Origin of the sequence: Parageobacillus toebii NBRC 107807 (assembly GCF_003688615.2) — a bacterium.
In the GTDB taxonomy this organism is placed as follows: Bacteria; Bacillota; Bacilli; order Bacillales; family Anoxybacillaceae; genus Parageobacillus_B; species Parageobacillus_B toebii.
The window spans coordinates 3,187,027-3,199,931 of sequence record NZ_CP049703.1 but is presented as its reverse complement, the minus strand read 5'-3'; the positions used below and the strand labels follow the sequence as shown (position 1 = coordinate 3,199,931).

15 protein-coding genes are annotated in these 12,905 nt (G+C 42.3%); all 15 read left to right on the top strand.

Translation table 11 applies throughout. The features are described 5' to 3' along the window. Positions 1-3: 3 nt before the first annotated feature. The 15 genes from spoIIIAD to DER53_RS16390 all read left to right on the top strand — a co-directional run bounded on the left by spoIIIAD (position 4) and on the right by DER53_RS16390 (position 12,858). Complete coding sequence (gene spoIIIAD, locus DER53_RS16460) at positions 4-387, top strand: stage III sporulation protein AD (protein WP_062678715.1); 384 nt, start codon at positions 4-6, stop codon at positions 385-387. Positions 388-427: 40 nt separating this feature from the next. Next, entirely contained in the window at positions 428-1,576 is a 1,149-nt protein-coding gene (gene spoIIIAE / locus DER53_RS16455; protein ID WP_167317836.1) for a stage III sporulation protein AE, read from the top strand. A 12-nt stretch (positions 1,577-1,588) separates the two neighbouring features. Next, positions 1,589-2,215: a stage III sporulation protein AF gene (gene spoIIIAF / locus DER53_RS16450; RefSeq protein WP_015864452.1), complete on the top strand. Its 627-nt coding sequence runs from the start codon at positions 1,589-1,591 to the stop codon at positions 2,213-2,215. Then, positions 2,199-2,825 carry a stage III sporulation protein AG gene (spoIIIAG, locus tag DER53_RS16445; RefSeq protein WP_015864451.1) on the top strand — a complete coding sequence of 209 codons (627 nt, stop codon included), beginning with the start codon at positions 2,199-2,201 and terminating at the stop codon, positions 2,823-2,825. Before spoIIIAF ends, spoIIIAG begins: the two co-directional genes overlap by 17 nt. A 23-nt stretch (positions 2,826-2,848) precedes the next feature. Beyond that, positions 2,849-3,421: a SpoIIIAH-like family protein gene (locus tag DER53_RS16440; protein ID WP_015864450.1), complete on the top strand. Its 573-nt coding sequence runs from the start codon at positions 2,849-2,851 to the stop codon at positions 3,419-3,421. Positions 3,422-3,570: 149 nt separating this feature from the next. After that, positions 3,571-4,080 carry an acetyl-CoA carboxylase biotin carboxyl carrier protein gene (accB, locus tag DER53_RS16435; RefSeq protein WP_015864449.1) on the top strand — a complete coding sequence of 170 codons (510 nt, stop codon included), beginning with the start codon at positions 3,571-3,573 and terminating at the stop codon, positions 4,078-4,080. 15 nt (positions 4,081-4,095) lie between these two features. Beyond that, the gene (gene accC, locus DER53_RS16430) at positions 4,096-5,448 is read left to right on the top strand and encodes an acetyl-CoA carboxylase biotin carboxylase subunit (RefSeq protein ID WP_015864448.1); all 1,353 of its coding nucleotides are present in this window, start codon (positions 4,096-4,098) and stop codon (positions 5,446-5,448) included. An 18-nt stretch (positions 5,449-5,466) separates the two neighbouring features. Continuing rightward, positions 5,467-5,862, top strand: a complete 396-nt coding sequence (locus tag DER53_RS16425; protein ID WP_062752876.1) for an Asp23/Gls24 family envelope stress response protein — start codon at positions 5,467-5,469, stop codon at positions 5,860-5,862. Between the two features lie 273 nt (positions 5,863-6,135). Then, on the top strand, positions 6,136-6,534 hold the full coding sequence (gene nusB / locus DER53_RS16420) for a transcription antitermination factor NusB (RefSeq protein ID WP_041269708.1): 399 nt from the start codon (positions 6,136-6,138) through the stop codon (positions 6,532-6,534). Positions 6,535-6,552: 18 nt separating this feature from the next. After that, complete coding sequence (folD, locus tag DER53_RS16415; RefSeq protein ID WP_062753215.1) at positions 6,553-7,416, top strand: bifunctional methylenetetrahydrofolate dehydrogenase/methenyltetrahydrofolate cyclohydrolase FolD; 864 nt, start codon at positions 6,553-6,555, stop codon at positions 7,414-7,416. Positions 7,417-7,428: 12 nt separating this feature from the next. Continuing rightward, complete coding sequence (gene xseA, locus DER53_RS16410; protein ID WP_174525685.1) at positions 7,429-8,790, top strand: exodeoxyribonuclease VII large subunit; 1,362 nt, start codon at positions 7,429-7,431, stop codon at positions 8,788-8,790. Continuing rightward, on the top strand, positions 8,783-9,016 hold the full coding sequence (locus DER53_RS16405; protein ID WP_062752874.1) for an exodeoxyribonuclease VII small subunit: 234 nt from the start codon (positions 8,783-8,785) through the stop codon (positions 9,014-9,016). The genes xseA and DER53_RS16405 overlap by 8 nt, the downstream gene beginning before the upstream one ends. A 2-nt stretch (positions 9,017-9,018) precedes the next feature. After that, on the top strand, positions 9,019-9,912 hold the full coding sequence (locus DER53_RS16400) for a polyprenyl synthetase family protein (protein WP_015864441.1): 894 nt from the start codon (positions 9,019-9,021) through the stop codon (positions 9,910-9,912). 216 nt (positions 9,913-10,128) lie between these two features. Continuing rightward, positions 10,129-12,021, top strand: coding sequence for a 1-deoxy-D-xylulose-5-phosphate synthase (gene dxs / locus DER53_RS16395; protein WP_062752872.1), 1,893 nt, complete (start codon positions 10,129-10,131; stop codon positions 12,019-12,021). Positions 12,022-12,024: 3 nt separating this feature from the next. Continuing rightward, positions 12,025-12,858 carry a TlyA family RNA methyltransferase gene (locus DER53_RS16390; protein ID WP_062752871.1) on the top strand — a complete coding sequence of 278 codons (834 nt, stop codon included), beginning with the start codon at positions 12,025-12,027 and terminating at the stop codon, positions 12,856-12,858. Positions 12,859-12,905 lie beyond the last annotated feature (47 nt).

Sequence of the window (12,905 nt, the reverse complement as noted above, 5' to 3'; positions counted from 1 at the left end):
ATTTTGCAAATTGTCGGTCTTGGCTTAATTGCAACGTTTTTAGTAGTGTTATTGAAAGAACATAAATCAAGTGTGGCGTTTTTACTGACGGTATTTGTAGGATGTGTTATTTTCCTTTTCCTCATCGATAAAATTAGCGAGATTTTGCGTATGTTACAAAAAATGGCATCTGATACAAAAATAAATATGATTTATTTTGAAACGATTTTAAAAATTGTTGGTATTGCTTACATTGCCGAATTTGCCGCCCAAATTTCGAAAGATGCTGGTCAGGGAGCAATTGCTTCCAAAATCGAACTTGGCGGGAAAATTATTATTTTGGCGCTGGCCATTCCGATTTTGACAGCCATTATTGAAACGGTAATCGGTTTAATTCCTTCGTCATAACGTGAGAATGGGAGGTGATGGATTGAAAGAAAAAGTAGTCATGGTCGTCGGCTTATTTTTCTTCTTTTTATCGCCATTTGTTGTACAAGCTTCTTCGCCGAATGATCAACTTGTGCAAAAGCAAATGGAACAGCTGGATATAAGTGGAATTCGTCAATATTGGGAAGATATTGTGACAAAATACGGAGGATTTTTGCCAGAAAGCCAAAAAGGGTCGATTGCCGAGTTTTTAAGCGGGGAAAAACAATTATCACTAAAAGAATGGCTGATCGCGTTTGGAAAATTTCTTTTTTATGAATTACAAGCAAACGGAAAGCTGCTTGGTACCTTAATTTTATTAACGGTATTTAGCATGGTGCTGCAATCATTGCAAAACGCATTTGAACAACAGACCGTCAGCAAAGTTGCCTACGCGGTTGTTTATATGGTGCTCCTTATTATTGCGTTAAATAGTTTTCGGGTGGCGATGGATTACGCATTGGACGCTGTCCAGACGATGAGTCATTTTATGATCGCGATGATTCCGCTGTTGTTGGCGCTGCTAGCTTCTTCAGGGGGAGTAATATCCGCGGCATTTTTCCATCCTATTATTCTTTTTCTGATGAATACGACGGGAACGATTGTGGAATACGTAACGTTGCCTCTTTTATTTTTAGCTGCGCTTTTAAGCATTGTCAGTACGTTAACCGATCATTATAAAGTAACACAGCTTGCTGAATTGCTCACGAAAGTTGGGATTGGAATACTTGGTGTGATTTTGACGATTTTTCTTGGTGTCATGTCTGTGAAAGGAGCAACGTCAGCGATTGCCGATGGCATTGCATTGCGGACGGCAAAATTTGTGACGGGGAATTTTATCCCGGTCGTTGGAAAAATGTTTACCGATGCAGCGGATACGGTAGTGACAGCTTCGATGTTATTGAAAAATACAGTTGGCATCGTCGGTGTTGTCATTTTATTTATCATCGCGGCGTTTCCGGCGCTTAAAATTTTTGCCATTGCGTTTATTTATAAGGTTTCCGCAGCGGTGATGCAGCCGCTTGGAGGGGGACCGGTCATTTCTTGTCTTAGTATTATGAGCAAAAGCATTGCGTATGTTTTCGCTTCTCTTGCGATCGTATCGCTTATGTTTTTCCTCAGTTTAACTATTATCATTACAGCAGGAAACATCACGATGATGGTTCGTTAGAGGGGGAAAGCAATGCAAATTGTGATCGAATGGGTTACAAATATTCTTATTTTCATTTTATTTGCTACGATGATCGATTTACTGCTTCCATCTAGCAATATGCAAAAATATGTAAAAATGGTCGTTGGACTGATTTTGCTTTTGCTTATGTTGTCTCCGATTTTAAAATTGTTGTCCATCGATCCGGATCGATGGTTCGCCTCGATTATATCAGAAAAGGGGAGTCAACAAGAAATGATGAAAAATGAAATCGAAATGAAGAAAAAAGAAATACAAGCCTCACAACGTGCATATATTTTAGAACAAATGGCTGTCCAGATGAAAAACAAGGTGGATGAGGAGTTGATGAAAGAATATGGATTAAGCGTGGAGGACGTCTCTCTTCAAACAAAAGAAAAAGAGAATTTACAAATTCCAAAAGATATTGAAACGATTGAAGTAGTGCTGACAAAACAGGAGAAGCTGGGAGAAATTCAGCCTGTTATTATTGACACATCAAAGCCGATCAATGAACCAAACAATGATCACCAACTTGAAAAAGAAATACGCACATTTTTAGCAACAACATGGGAAGTAGATGAAAATAAAATTGCCGTGCAAGTAAAGGGGAGGGAATGGGGGGATGCTCGAGGTCATTAAACGATTGTTTTTGTCCACCAAAAAAGAAGCTGGAGAACAGAAGCGAACGCCGTTTTCGTATGTGTTTCTCTTATTATTAGCAGGGATTGCATTAATGGTGATGAGCCACTTCTCTAAAGAAGAAGTTACGCCAACAATCAAAGGAAAAGTAGAAGAGCCGCAACAAGCAGAACCAGTATTTGGACAAAAACAAGATACGAAATCAAAAATCATCGCCGCTTATGAACAACGTTACGAAGAACAGCTGAAAACCGCATTGGAAGCTATCGAAGGGGTTGAAGATGTGACCGTCGTCGTCAATATTGACACAACGGAAACGAAAATATTGGAGAAAAATCGCGTCACTCAACAACAAACAACAGAGGAAACGGATCGCGAAGGTGGAAAGCGAAAAATTGAAAACCATTCTACTAATGAACAAGTCGTTATCGTTCGCGATGGGGAGAACGAAACGCCGATCGTACTGACAACAAAAAAACCGGAAATTCGAGGGGTATTAGTAGTGGCGAAAGGCGCTGATAACTTACAAATAAAAAAATGGATTGTTGAGGCAGTGACGCGCGTTTTAAATGTTCCAAGCTATCGTGTTGCTGTATTGCCGAAAAAATAATACGTTGTGGGGAGGATGGTTGTATGTTAAAGAGACAAACCGTTTGGCTATTAACGATGCTAAGTTTAGTCGTTGTGTTATCCGTTTATTATGTAACGGCCCCGAAAGACATGAATGACGATATGGCTTTTACGAATAATGAAAATGTGACAAAGCAGCAAGTAAATGATAAAGAAAAGGCAGACGTAGCGGTGGAAGAAATGGAAACAAAAGATGGGAAAGTCACTTCCAGCGTTTCAAGCGATGATGTATTTACTGCTCTTCGCATGCAAATTGAGGATGAACGAAGCCGGTTGCGCGACCAATTAAATGATATTGTTGCTTCCGCAAACGCAACCGCACAGCAAAAAAGCGAAGCAATGGATAAAATTGAAAAGCTAGAGGCGTTAGCGGAAAAAGAGGCGACATTAGAAACATTAATCAAATCAAAAGGTGGGTATAATGATGTATTGGTGCGCGCTGAAGATGATCAAGTGCGTGTGACAATTAAAGCGAAAAAGCATTCTGCGCAATCTGCCAATGATGTTATTCATATGGTAAAAAGTGAAATTCCGGAAGTCGATAATGTGACTGTCGAATTCCAACCAGCTGGATAATGAAAAACAGCTGCTCTACAAAGGGCAGCTTATTTTTATGATAAAAAAAAACCGTTTTATTGTATAATCATTATGTGTATAATCGTTATGAATGGATTTTATAATAACGAATTCATAATCTGAACAACGGAAAGAAAGGTGTGGAGAAAATGAAAATCCAAGAAATTCGCGAACTGATTCGTCTCATTGATCAATCAAACATCGAAGAATTTGTTTACGAACATGATGGAACAAAAGTACATATGAAAAAACCAACCAAAGAAGCACTGGTTCAAGCGACGGTTCAACCAGCAGTGGAACAAGCAGCAAAGCCGGTAATAGAGGAAGTAAAACCGCAAGCGCCAACACAGCCAGTTGCTTCGCCAACAGAAGTGAAACAACAAGAATCACCAAAACAAGAAGTAAAAAATACAGAAAATTTACATAAAATCACTTCGCCGATGGTTGGCACATTTTATGCAGCTCCATCGCCAGACGCACCTCCATACGTGAAAGTGGGCGATAAAGTAAAAACAGATACGGTCGTTTGTATTATTGAAGCGATGAAGCTATTTAACGAAATCGAAGCAGAGGTAAATGGAGAGATCGTTGAAGTGCTTGTTGAAAACGGGCAGCTTGTTGAGTATGGACAACCTCTATTTCTTGTGAAACCGGAATAAGGGAGAGAACGAGCGATGATTAAAAAAGTATTAATTGCCAATCGCGGAGAAATCGCCGTTCGAATTATTCGTGCTTGCAAAGAGCTTGGAATTGAAACGGTTGCCGTTTTTTCAGAAGCAGATCGCGATGCGCTTCACGTACAGCTTGCGGATGAAGCGTATTGCATTGGTCCGACAGCATCAAAAGATAGTTATTTAAACTTTACCAATATCATGAGTGTGGCTACGTTGACGGGCTGCGATGCGATTCACCCAGGGTACGGGTTTTTAGCCGAAAATGCCGCGTTTGCTGAGCTATGCCGTGAATGCAATATCACGTTTATCGGTCCAAGCCCGGAAGCGATTACAAAAATGGGAATTAAAGATGTTGCTCGTGAAACGATGCGGGAGGCTGGCGTACCAATCGTTCCAGGTTCGAAAGGAATTATTGAAAGTGTGGATGAAGCGATTGCTTTAGCGAACGAAATCGGCTATCCGGTCATCATTAAAGCGACAGCAGGCGGAGGCGGAAAAGGAATTCGCGTGGCAAGAAACGAGCAAGAGCTTGTTAAAGGAATTAACATTACACAGCAAGAGGCAGCCACAGCGTTTGGAAATCCAGGTGTATACATAGAGAAATACATTGAAGACTTCCGTCATGTTGAAATTCAAGTGCTTGCTGATTCATATGGAAATATCATCCATCTTGGTGAACGTGACTGCTCGATTCAACGCCGTCTACAAAAGCTTGTTGAGGAAGCACCGTCGCCGGCGCTTGACGAGGAAACGCGTCAAAAAATGGGACAAGCAGCAGTGCAAGCGGCGCGCGCCGTCAATTATACCGGCGCTGGTACGGTAGAATTTATTTATGACCATAACGAGAAAAAATTTTACTTCATGGAAATGAATACGCGCATTCAAGTGGAGCATCCGGTCACAGAGTTAATTACCGGAGTAGATTTGATTAAAGAACAAATTCGCATTGCTTCAGGAGAAAAGCTGTCGCTTACCCAAGATGAAGTGACGTTTAACGGATGGGCCATTGAATGTCGGATCAATGCGGAAAATCCAGAGAAAAACTTTATGCCATCACCTGGAAAAATCAATATGTACTTGCCTCCAGGCGGTTTAGGTGTACGGGTTGACTCCGCGGCATATCCAGGCTATACGATTCCGCCTTATTACGATTCGATGATTGCCAAATTGATCGTACACGCCCCTACCCGTGAGGAAGCAATCGCCCGCATGAAGCGAGCATTAAGCGAGTTTATCATTGATGGTATTCATACAACGATTCCGTTTCACATAAAATTATTCGAGCACGAAAAATTCGTAAAAGGCGAGTTTAATACGAAATTTCTGGAGTTATATGATATTATGAAATCATAATAACGGGAGGTGTGTACGATGTCAGAACATATTTTTGAGATGGAGCAAGAAGAAGGCGGATTAGGAAAAGTGGAAATTGCGCCTGAAGTCATTGAAGTCATCGCCGGCATCGCTGCAAGTGAAGTAGAAGGAATTGCGCAAATGCGGGGGAACTTTGCTGCCGGTGTTGTCGAACGCTTTGGAAAGAAAAATCATGGAAAAGGCGTAAAAGTGGATTTAAGAGAAGAAGGTGTTGCGATCGACATTTATTGTCTCATTCAATTTGGCGTTTCGATTCCAAATGTAGCGAAAAAAGTTCAAGAAAACGTTCGCCAGGCTCTCTTTAACATGACAGGGCTTGAAGCAAGCGAAGTGAATGTTCATATTGTTGGAATTCAGTTTGATGGAGGAAAAGAACAAGAAGCAGAACAATAAGAATGCAGGGCACATTCGCTTAGCGATGGTGCCCCTTTGTATTTTTGCGGAAAGTTTGTTATTGTAATGAACGGGCCTTTTTTATGGAGAGGAAGATGCAGGAAAAAAGATGATTGCCCAATGAAAAACTCCCATTTTGACATAGGAACGATCGGAAAATGAACCGCTAAAAAATGGAGCTAATGATTTGTGTGAATAATAGTATCGTTTATCCGAAAAATATGATATGATCATCATATAAATGTTCGTGTTTAAGGGAAGGAGGCGAAAATGATGAAGCGGCATGAAGCGAGAGAAAAGGCGTTGCAGGCGCTATTTCAAGTTGATGTAGGGCATATACCTCCAGAGGAAGCGCTGCAAAACGTAACAGGTGGCAAAGAGGTCGACCCATTTTTACGTCAGCTTGTCATTGGTGTTACAGAGCATCAAGAAGAAATTGATGCATTGTTGCGCGCTAATCTTGAAAAATGGACGTTAGAGCGTGTTGCCAACGTTGACCGGGCGATTTTGCGGATGGCGACATATGAAATGAAATATGTCGATGATGTTCCGGTTAAAGTGAGTTTAGATGAGGCGGTCGAATTAGCGAAAAAATTTGGCGACACGAAATCAGGCCGTTTTGTAAACGGTGTGCTTTCAAAAGTGAAAGATGCGTTACATATTCAAGAATAGAGAGGGGAAATGGAAACGATGACAGCACAAATCATTAGCGGTGCAGAATTGGCAAAAGAAAAACGGATGCAATTAGCCAAAGAGGTAGAACAGCTTAAACGTGAAGGAATCGAACCAGGATTGGCAGTGATTCTTGTCGGCGATGATCCTGCTTCTCATTCATATGTAAAGGGGAAACAAAAAGCGTGTGCGGAAGTCGGAATTCGTTCTACATTGTTAACATTTCCAGCTACCATTACAGAAGAATTTTTATTGGAGAAAATAAAAGAATTGAACGAAGATCCTTCTGTACACGGCATTTTAGTGCAGCTTCCGCTTCCAAAGCATATTAACGAATTAAAAGTAATTGAAACGATTTCACCTGAAAAAGATGTAGATGGGTTTCATCCTATCAATGTAGGAAGAATGATGGTTGGGCAAAAAGCGTTTCTCCCCTGCACGCCACATGGCATTTTAGTGATGGTAAAGTCCATCGGAGTGGATATCGCTGGAAAACACGTTGTGGTCGTTGGCCGCAGCAATATCGTCGGCAAACCGGTCGGACAATTATTTTTGCGCGAACATGCGACTGTCACGTACTGCCATTCAAAAACAAAAGATTTAGCGTCTATTACGCGCCAAGCAGATATTTTAATTGTTGCTGTAGGCAAAGCGCGTCTTATTGGTGCGGAACATGTGAAACAAGGGGCCATCGTCATTGATGTTGGCGTCAACCGGTTAGAAAACGGAAAACTTTGCGGCGATGTCAACTTTGATGAAGTAAAGGAAGTGGCAAGCTATATCACGCCGGTTCCAAAAGGGGTCGGACCGATGACGATTACAATGTTGCTTCATAACACGATCGAAGCGGCAAAAGAACGTGCGCATCGGGAAGTTCACTAATAAGCGAGGGTTATGCTTGTGGCAGAAGTAAAATATGTAACCGTTGGAGCGTTGACAAAATATATTAAGCGCAAATTTGAAGTAGATCCGCATTTACGCGACTTATGGATCAAAGGGGAAATTTCTAATTTTAAATACCACTCGCGCGGACATATGTACTTTACGTTAAAAGATGAACAGGCCCGCATTCAAGCGGTCATGTTCGCTGGATATAATCAATATTTAAGCTTTCGTCCGGAAGATGGCATGAAAGTGCTCGTTCGCGGCGAAATTTCGGTGTACGAGCCGAGCGGAAACTATCAAATTTATGTGAAAGAAATGCAGCCAGAAGGAATCGGAAATTTATATTTGGCGTACGAACAACTAAAAAAGCGGCTGGAGGCAGAAGGACTGTTTTCGCCAGAGCATAAAAAGCCGATTCCTGCGTTTCCACGCTATATCGGTGTGGTCACTTCCCCGACCGGCGCGGCGATTCGCGATATTATGACGACGATTCGCCGCCGCTACCCAATTGCGACAGTGATTTTATTTCCGACGCTCGTTCAGGGGGAACAAGCTGCAGAATCCATCGTTCGCTCTATTGAAAAAGCAAACGAGCTTGGCTACATCGATGTGCTTATTGTCGGACGTGGAGGCGGTTCGATCGAAGAGTTATGGGCGTTTAATGAAGAAATAGTCGCCCGTGCGATTTTTGCTTCCGAAGTGCCGATTATTTCCGCGGTTGGACACGAAACGGATTTTACGATTGCCGATTTTGTTGCCGATTTGCGCGCCCCAACCCCAACCGGTGCTGCGGAACTGGCGGTGCCGCATATTGCGGAATTGATGGAACGGATTTCACAACGAAAATTGCGGTTAATGCGCGCGATGAAAGAAAAAATAGCGACAGAATCCGATCGTCTTTTGCGCTTGCAAAAATCGTATGCGTTTCGTTATCCAGAAAAACTATATGAACAAAAGGAACAGCAATTAGACTCTTTGCTAGAACGTCTCGAACGTCATATAGAACGGCTTTTTGATAAAAAACGCGAACGGCTCGAGCAGCTTCGCTTGAAATTGTTGCGGCATCACCCGAACGAACAGTTATCAAGAATGAAAGAAAAACACGAATCTCTTACTAAATCATTGGAAAAAGAGATGCGCTCCCATATTCATCATCAACAGCTTCGTTTTACGTCTCTCGTTTCACATTTGCATGCGCTTAGTCCGCTCAAAATTATGGAGAGAGGTTATAGCTTAGTTTATAATGAAAAAAAGGAACTTGTAAAAAGCATTCGCCAGCTTCAACTAGGAGATACGATTCAAGTGCGTTTGCAAGATGGGCAAATTGATTGTCATGTATGGGGAATGGAGGAGAAGCATTTACATGAGTGAGGAAAAAGAGCTTACTTTTGAAGAAGCGATGGCAAAATTAGAAGAAATTGTCGAGAAGTTAGAAGAAGGAAATGTACCGCTTGAACAGGCGATTTCCTTTTTCCAAGAAGGAATGAAGCTTTCCAAACTTTGTCATGATAAATTGCAACATGTGGAAAAACAGATGGAATACATTTTACGAGAGGATGGGCAACTCGCTCCTTTCTCGATTCAGGAGGAGGAATAGCCTTGAACCGGGCGGAGGTAGAGCAATTTTTACAACAACAAAAACAGCGTTTAGAAGAATCGTTGCCGCACTATATTGCAAGGCTGAATGCTCCTGGAACGATTAAACGGGCGATGTCTTATTCGCTGGAGGCAGGCGGGAAGCGCATCCGTCCGCTTCTGTTGTTTGCGACGCTGCATTCGTTTGGAAAAGAACCGGATATCGGGCTTCCAGTTGCGTGTGCTATTGAGATGATTCATACATACTCATTGATCCATGATGATTTGCCAAGTATGGATAACGATGATTTGCGACGAGGGAAACCGACGAATCATAAAGTGTTTGGAGAAGCGATGGCTATTTTAGCGGGAGACGGATTGCTCACTTACGCGTTTCAAGTGATTGCGGAAATGAGTGATGCGCGCATCGTTCCGGCGACAAAGATTCGTTTAATCGAAGAACTGGCAAAAGCGGCTGGACCGGAAGGAATGGTGGCAGGGCAAGTTGCCGATATCGAAGGAGAAGGAAAACAGCTGTCGCTTGAACAGCTGGAATATATCCATCGTCATAAAACAGGGAAAATGCTGCAATACAGCGTATTGGCAGGAGCGTTGCTCGCAGATGCGAAAGACGAGCAGCTGCACCATCTCCATACGTTTGCATCCCATCTCGGTCTCGCTTTTCAAATTCGCGATGACATTCTTGATATCGAAGGCTCAGAAGAAAAGATTGGCAAACGGGTTGGCAGCGATATAGAAAATAAAAAAGTGACATATCCATCGCTTTTAACGATTGCTGGGGCGAAAGAAAAGCTATCTTTTCATATCGCAGAAGCAAAACGTTATTTGCAAAAAGCAGAAATAAATGACAGTGTACTAAGTTATATTTGCGATTTAGTCGCTACGCGCGACCACTAAGGAAACGCTCATTGCTGCTTCTTTGCGAATATGTTATAGTGAAATAATAGAGAGTTTTTTCTTGCATGCCGTTATCACAGTTGTGTTAGCGGCTCTTTTTTCTCTTTTTAACGGAAATCGATTTTTTATGTTTAATCATGTATAATAATAACTAACTTCTGTATTATATCAGCTATAACAAAAGCGAACGATAAAAACGAAAGCGAGTGATCTCGTTTGGATGTTACCAAAATTAAAAATCCGCGCTTTTTAAAAAATATGTCAACAAAGCAGTTAATCGAATTAAGTGCTGATATTCGCAAATTTTTAATTGAAAAGCTGTCGAAAACAGGCGGGCATATCGGCCCAAATTTGGGCGTTGTCGAACTGACCATTGCGCTTCATAAAGTGTTTGATAGTCCGAAAGATAAGTTGATTTGGGATGTCGGCCACCAATCATACGTCCATAAAATTTTGACGGGGCGTGCATCCGAATTTGATACATTACGTCAATATAAAGGTTTATCGGGATTCCCAAAGAGAAGCGAAAGCGAACATGACGTGTGGGAAACCGGTCATAGTTCTACATCCTTATCTGCGGCGATGGGGATGGCAATTGCCCGCGATTTAAAAGGAACGGATGAATACATCGTTCCGATTATTGGCGACGGAGCATTAACAGGCGGTATGGCGCTCGAAGCATTAAATCATATCGGACATGAGAAAAAAGATATCATCGTCGTTTTAAACGATAACGAAATGTCCATTGCTCCAAACGTTGGCGCGCTCCATAATGTGTTAGGACGGTTGCGGACAGCGGGCAAATATCAATGGGTGAAAGACGAGCTGGAATTTTTATTAAAAAGAATTCCAGCTGTTGGCGGAAAGTTAGCGGCAACGGCAGAGCGCATTAAAGATAGCTTAAAATATTTGCTTGTTTCAGGCGTTTTTTTTGAAGAATTAGGGTTTACGTATCTCGGTCCTGTTGACGGACATAATTTTGACGATTTGTTTGAGAATTTGCATTATGCCAAAAAAATAAAAGGTCCTGTACTTCTTCACGTTATTACGAAAAAAGGAAAGGGATATAGTCCGGCGGAAAATGATAAAGTCGGAACATGGCATGGTACCGGACCATACAAAATTGAAACAGGTGATTTTCTAAAACCGGTGGATACTGCTCCATCATGGAGCGAACTTGTTAGCGAGACGGTGCGAAAATTAGCTCGCACAGATAAACGGATTGTCGCAATCACACCGGCAATGCCAGTCGGATCAAAATTAGAAGGATTTGCAAGCGAATTTCCTGACCGAATGTTCGATGTCGGAATTGCAGAACAACATGCAACAACGCTTGCTGCGGGGCTTGCGACGCAAGGAATGAAGCCATTTTTAGCAATTTACTCGACGTTTTTGCAGCGGGCGTATGATCAAGTTGTTCATGATGTTTGCCGGCAAAATTTAAACGTTTTTTTCGCCATTGATCGAGCAGGGCTAGTCGGCGCGGACGGTGAAACACACCAAGGTGTGTTTGATATCGCCTTTTTGCGCCACGTTCCGAACCTTGTCATTATGATGCCAAAGGACGAAAACGAAGGGCAGCATATGGTGTATACGGCGATTCAATATGATGACGGACCAATCGCGCTTCGCTTTCCGCGCGGCAACGGACTTGGCGTCAAGCTCGATGAAGAATTGAAGAAAATTCCGATAGGAACGTGGGAAGTATTGCGCGAAGGCCGAGATTTAGCGATTTTAACGTTTGGCACTACGATTTCCATGGCATTAGAGGCCGCAGAGAAGCTTGCTAAAGATAATATTTCTGTAAAAGTAGTGAACGCTCGTTTTATTAAACCGATGGATGAGAAAATGTTGCATGATTTGTTAGAAAGCAATATCCCAATTTTAACGATTGAAGAAGCGGTGTTGCAAGGCGGCTTTGGCAGCGCTGTTTTGGAGTTTGCCCACGACCATGGCTATCATCAAGCGGTGATTAACCGAATGGGCATTCCTGACCGCTTCATTGAACACGGCAGTGTCAAAGAGTTGTTAAATGAAATTGGTTTAACGACAGCACATATTATTGATCGTGTAAAAACCATTATACCAAGAAAACAAAAAAGGGCATGAGAGATGAAAGGGAAAAAAGAACGTCTGGATGTATTGCTTGTTCAACGAGGTTTAATAGAGACGCGTGAAAAAGCAAAACGCGCGATTATGGCTGGGCTTGTGTATTCGAATGAAATTCGATTAGACAAGCCTGGAGAAAAGGTGCCTGCAGATATCCCGCTAACGATAAAAGGAGACGTGCTTCCGTATGTAAGCCGCGGAGGATTGAAGCTGGAAAAAGCGTTGCGCACGTTTGATGTCAGTGTCCAAGATAAAATTATTTTAGATATCGGGGCATCTACGGGAGGATTTACAGATTGCGCGTTGCAGCATGGGGCAAAATTATCATACGCGGTTGACGTCGGCTATAACCAACTCGCATGGAAATTACGCCAAGATGATCGTGTTGTTGTGATGGAACGGACGAATTTCCGCTACGTCACGCCTGATTATTTTACGAAAGGGCTTCCACAATTTGCGACGATCGATGTCTCATTTATTTCATTGAAACTAATATTGCCTGTATTAAAGACCGTGCTTGTCCCTGAAAGCGATGTGATCGCTTTAGTCAAACCGCAATTCGAAGCCGGCAAAGAAAAAGTCGGCAAAAAAGGCATCGTTCGCGACCCGAACGTGCATGAAGAAGTGTTAACGTCCATTATCGACTTTGCGCTTTGCGAAGGATTTGATGTCATGAACTTATCGTATTCCCCGATTACCGGCGGGGACGGGAATATCGAATTTTTGCTTCATCTTCGCTTCCAAGGCGGCAAAGAAATGGGTGAAAACTTCTTATCGCAATCGGTAAGCGCGGTAGTGAAAGAAGCTCATTTGCAGCTGAAAAGCAATTCTACTTAAGAAAGGGAATAACGGACATGGTTATTCCCGTTTTTACCGTGAATTTA